The sequence below is a fragment of the Enterobacter sp. CC120223-11 genome (genome assembly GCF_900215375.1).
Classification (GTDB): Bacteria; Pseudomonadota; Gammaproteobacteria; order Enterobacterales; family Enterobacteriaceae; genus Scandinavium.
The window spans coordinates 1-3,778 of record NZ_OBEF01000034.1 but is presented as its reverse complement, the minus strand read 5'-3'; the positions used below and the strand labels follow the sequence as shown (position 1 = coordinate 3,778).

General features: G+C 61.4%; 3 protein-coding genes and 1 pseudogene. 3 read left to right on the top strand and 1 reads right to left on the bottom strand.

Annotation, left to right across the window (positions count from 1 at the left end; translation table 11 throughout):
• Together CRO87_RS22175 and CRO87_RS22170 are read left to right on the top strand one after the other, a co-directional pair.
• On the top strand, nt 1-692 hold a 692-nt coding region (locus tag CRO87_RS22175; protein WP_141398733.1), incomplete at its 5' end, for a site-specific integrase.
• A gap of 357 nt (nt 693-1,049) precedes the next feature.
• Nucleotides 1,050-2,093, top strand: coding sequence for an HAD family hydrolase (locus CRO87_RS22170; protein ID WP_141398732.1), 1,044 nt, complete (start codon nt 1,050-1,052; stop codon nt 2,091-2,093).
• On the opposite strand, the gene CRO87_RS22165 is transcribed toward CRO87_RS22170, so the two are convergent.
• Nucleotides 2,046-2,825, bottom strand: a complete 780-nt coding sequence (locus CRO87_RS22165) for a hypothetical protein (RefSeq protein ID WP_097165046.1) — start codon at nt 2,823-2,825, stop codon at nt 2,046-2,048. The genes CRO87_RS22170 and CRO87_RS22165 overlap by 48 nt on opposite strands.
• A gap of 536 nt (nt 2,826-3,361) precedes the next feature.
• Between CRO87_RS22165 and CRO87_RS22160 the strand changes: the two are divergent.
• A pseudogene (locus tag CRO87_RS22160) lies at nt 3,362-3,778 on the top strand (site-specific integrase); the annotation flags it as partial.

Sequence of the window (3,778 nt, the reverse complement as noted above, 5' to 3'; positions counted from 1 at the left end):
TCATCAAGTCCGGAGACCGCGAATCTTATGGGGCCGTGATGGTGGCCAGGTACACCGGGGCCAGGCCTTCGGAGTTCGCCTCGATCACCATCCAGGACGGCAAGGTGGTGATACCTGGTGCGAAGAAGAGCCACGGCGGAGACCGGGGCGCAGACCGGGTAATCGACCTCGATCCCAAGGCCCTGGAGCTGGTACGGGCCTCGCTGCCATACCTCCAGGACGCCGCCGTGGTCGGTCGTGTCCAGGACAGGATCAGTGCAGCCGGGCGGCGTCTTTGGCCGCAACGCAAGGCCGTCCCATCGCTGTATTCGTGGCGGCACCAGATGGGGTCAGACCTGAAGGCCAGCGGCATGAGCCGCAAAGAGGTGGCATATGTCATGGGTCACCAGTCCACGGCCAGCGTCGACCGGTATGGGAACCGCAAAACGGCAGGGAATGGGAAAGTCCCTCGCGCCGCCGATCCGGCAGCAGTAGAGAATGTCCGTGAGTTGCACAGTGAGCCGCCATCGGCGCCTGCGGCGCCTTCGGCGAATGCTCGCTTCGCTGCGCACGACCTGCCTGATCCAGCTGCGCTGGTGGCGAATTTGAAAACGTCGGAATTGCCTGTAAACACAGGGGCAATCAAGCGGTTTTCTATGGAGAAAAGCCGCGAACGTCAAGGAGTTAGCCGAGATGATGGCTTGAAACCGTAGCCCCACAGGGGCATGATTGAGGCGAGCGGTCGAGAAATCAGAACCGCAGAAAGCAAAAAACCCGCGTCACAGGCTGGCAGGCCTCGGCGGGTTTTTCACTACGATTCGGGGCAAGTATGGCCATACAGCACATGATTTATCAAGTGCCGACCCCCGCCGATGGCGGGGGTGGGCATGTCATCACCATCAGTAGAGCGTGATTCCAGGGCCATCGCGGCCCCCCTAGGGAAGTACACGAAATCCTCTACCCCCCCCTCTGGTGACCTGAGAGAAAAGCTCCAGGCCAACCGAATAGAGCGGTTCGAACTCATGGCCTCTGCACGGGCCCTGTTCCTCCACGAGGGGAAACGGGCAGGCATGCTGTACCCCCACGATTTCCATCGGACGGCCAAATGCAAGCACGTCACTGTGGCCGGGTCGGTCGGCGTCCACGCATCGAGGGAGCACGGTAGCGCCTTCTACTCGGGCCTGATGAACTGCTCGAACGTGTGGACTTGCGCCGTGTGTGCCGCAAAAGTGCAGGAACGCCGCAGGCTGGAGGTCGCTCAGGCCGTGGAGTGGGCCGCAGCCGAAGGCCTCCAGTGCGTGATGGTCACCCTCACATTCCCCCACTACGTCTGGCACAAGCTCGCCGAGCTGCTGGAGCAGCAGAGTGTCGCCCTGGAGAAGCTCCGGGAGGGTTCGCCCTGGACGAAGTTCAAGGAACGCAACGGCTATCGAGGCTTGATCAGGTCGCTGGAATTGACCCTCGGTGGCCACGGTTGGCACCCGCATACCCATGAATTATGGGTTGTGGGGTCGCATGTCGATGCCGAGGTGATGAAGGAAACCGTCCTCAGACGGTGGAAGTCCAGCTGCGCCAGGGCCGGTCTGCTCGACCTGGGCGACGCTGCACAGGTTGCTGCCTTTGAAGCCCATGCGGTCGACATCAAGGGCTGGTGCACCGCCTCGGACTACCTGGCCAAGCAGGACGATTCGAGAAACTGGGGCGTAGACGCCGAGATCGCCAAGGCATCGACCAAACAGGGACGTGCCAAGGGTAAGCACCCATTCGGTCTGCTCAAGCTGTACCAGGAAGGCGATCAGAAGGCCGGTGGCCAGTTCCTGGAGTACGCCGCAGCCATCCACGGCAAGCGACAGCTCTACTGGTCGCCAGGGCTGAAGGATCTGGTCGGCGTCAACGACCTGACTGACAAAGAGGTGAACGAGGAGGAACGGGAGGCAGCAGACCTACTGGGCCTGCTCGACCTCGCTGATTGGTGGCTGATCCGCAAGTCACCCCGGCACAAGGCCAAGATCCTCAATCTGGCCGAAAGCAATGGCGGGTGGCCCGCCATTCAAGACTTCATCCGATCACTTCGAGCCCATCAGCCAGCGCATGAGGCGCTTCCAGAGCCCTAGCTGTGGTGCCTCAGCCTGGGGCTGGGCCGGCTGTGCCGGCTTGGCCTGGGCCTTGTTCTTCCAGAAATCCCGGTTGGTCTCGACCTGGGATTTTTCTGCTTTCAGCGTACCGATGACCTCGGCCTGTTCGGCCACCTGGCCAAGGGCCGTGGCCAGCTGCTGTTGCACCTGGTTAAGTTGATCGGTCACCGATCTGGCCAGCGCTGAAGCCTCTTGTAGAGCCTTTTCCGCCGTTTCGGCACGTTGGGTCAGTGCCTGCACGGTTTCAGCCTTGCGAGCCTCCTGGGCCTCTTTGCGGCCCTGTCTGATGGCCTCCAGCTCCCCTGCGGAGCCGGGGAACTGAATGCCATCTCGCTTGCAGTCCAGAACGATGCTGTTGACCTCGCTCGAGGTCAGCGGCTCCTGGCGCAGCCAGGGGTATGCCTGAACTGCCGTCCAGGCCCGACGCCATGCCTTCCAGCCACTGAAGTTCCAGCCCAGACCAGATGCGTCGGTGGGCGCTTCGATCATCGCCTGCCAGCTGGTGAAGCCCAGTTGACCGATGGCACTGCGCTGGATGGCGTCCTTGGATGGCCTGCCCGAGCTGAGCACATCGGGCAGCAGCCGGGTTACGGCATCCATGAAGACCATCCACTGCGCTGGGTTGGCCTCAGTGCCGAGCGCTGCAAGCAGCTCGGCATGGGCATCGCGGGCAGCCTTGGGAACCAGCAGGGTGAGTTGGGTACCGCTCATTTTTGTTCTCCTTCTAACGGTGTATGGGTGTAATTTTTACACCCTTTTACACCCTTTGTACAGAGAAACTTCTGTATACCTATACAGTAGTTTGGCTGGCCGTGTTATGCTGGGCTTACCATACTTCCAACCGGAAGTATGGGGATGTGGTGGCACCGAGCGGAGTGACAGGTGACACGTAACCCCCGGAGCACACGTGCGGAGTGGGGTGGAGAACATCCGGAGACGACCAGAATGGTTGGCTCCCGCTTTGTGAGGCCTTCGGAGACCAGCACATAGGTGATGGTCAACCGATGCCGAATGCTCTTGATCTGTGAGTTCTGGGGGTCAAGCAGCAAATCGTGGGGGCCCCATCGAGCTTCATCCGATGGGGTTCCGATTTGGTGCTTGATGCCCAGGACGAACGACCCACAGCCTCAGGAAGGGAGCTTGGGGTTGCTTCACCACCCCAGGCTCCCGCCCCCTTTAGGGCGGGGGGTGTGCTTTTGATTTTGATCTTGCTGTTTGACCGACCATAACGAGAAGGGAGAGACCCCATGACACCAGCCACACAGGCCGCCTATCGCAAGCTGGCGGCCCATTTCTACACCAAGCACCTGGACGGTCAGCCACCGTCCCCAAAGCGCATCACAGACGCTCTCAAGGCCATTGCAGGCCAGCACAGGCCCGACTACTGGAGACGCCTGCGCAATGCCCTGGCCTACGACCAGGAGGCCGCTGGCTACCCCGATGCAGCCAAACGCATCAACGAGACAAAGAACCCGCTGACGCGGAACGGGCCCAGCGATGAGGTGCCCGGCAAGCAGCGCCGGATCAAGAGGATCGACGCCCAGGACGAAGCCAAGCTCCTGGACAGCTTCATCAAGTCCGGAGACCGCGAATCTTATGGGGCCGTGATGGTGGCCAGGTACACCGGGGCCAGGCCTTCGGAGTTCGCCTCGATCACCATCCAG